At 50.8% G+C, this 828-nt stretch carries 1 protein-coding gene; it reads right to left on the minus strand.

The window, feature by feature from the left end; genetic code table 11:
* Window positions 1-828: hypothetical protein (locus ACR1XY_RS24640; RefSeq protein WP_480597463.1), on the minus strand; the 828-nt coding region annotated here is incomplete at both ends.

Consider the following 828-nt stretch of genomic DNA (forward strand, 5'->3'; position numbering starts at 1 on the left):
GCCATTCGCATCGAAAATTCGCGCCTTGACAGCATAACCAGATGGATCGCCTTGCTGCACGGCATAAGAGTGCCAGGTGACGACAAAATTACCATTTTCCAGCGCTGTCACACTTGGGTTCCGCTGATCGTAATCGGTAAATTCATTGACCAGGAACTCACTGACGATCTCAACACCCTCTGCATCGAAAATACGCGCCTTGATCGCAGTTGGAGACGTATCGCCTTGCTGCTGGTCTTCAGACTCCCAGATGACGACAAAATGGCCATTGGCAAGCGCTATCGCACTCGAGAACGCTTGATCGCCATCGGTAAATTCATTGACGAGGAACTCACTGGTGATCTCACCGCCGTTCGCATCGAAAACACGCGCCTTGACAGCATAATCAGATGGATCGCCTTGCTGTCGGTCAATAGACGACCAGGTTACGACAAAATTACCATTTTCCAACGCTGTCACACTCGGAATCAATTGCCAGCTATCGGTAAACTCATTGACCAGGAACTCGCCGACGATCTCAACACCATTCGCGTCAAGAATACGCGCCTTGATCGCAGAAGAAAAAGCATCCCCTTGCTGCCCAGCATCAGACGTCCAGGTGACGACAAAATTGCCATTGGCCAGTGCGGCAATACTTGGAGCATTTTGTATGGTGTTGGTAAATTCATTCACGCGGAGTTCACTTGCGCCAATAAAATCATCAGCTGCGACAGGGGCATCATTGACCGGTGTGATCTCAAGCGTAAAGGTCTCGCTTGTTGCAAGTGAGCCATCGCTCGCCGTCACCATGATGTTCAATATGCCGTTGAAGTCCTGGGGCGGTGTGCC

This window comes from Ruegeria sp. AD11(2025) (genome assembly GCF_056542405.1).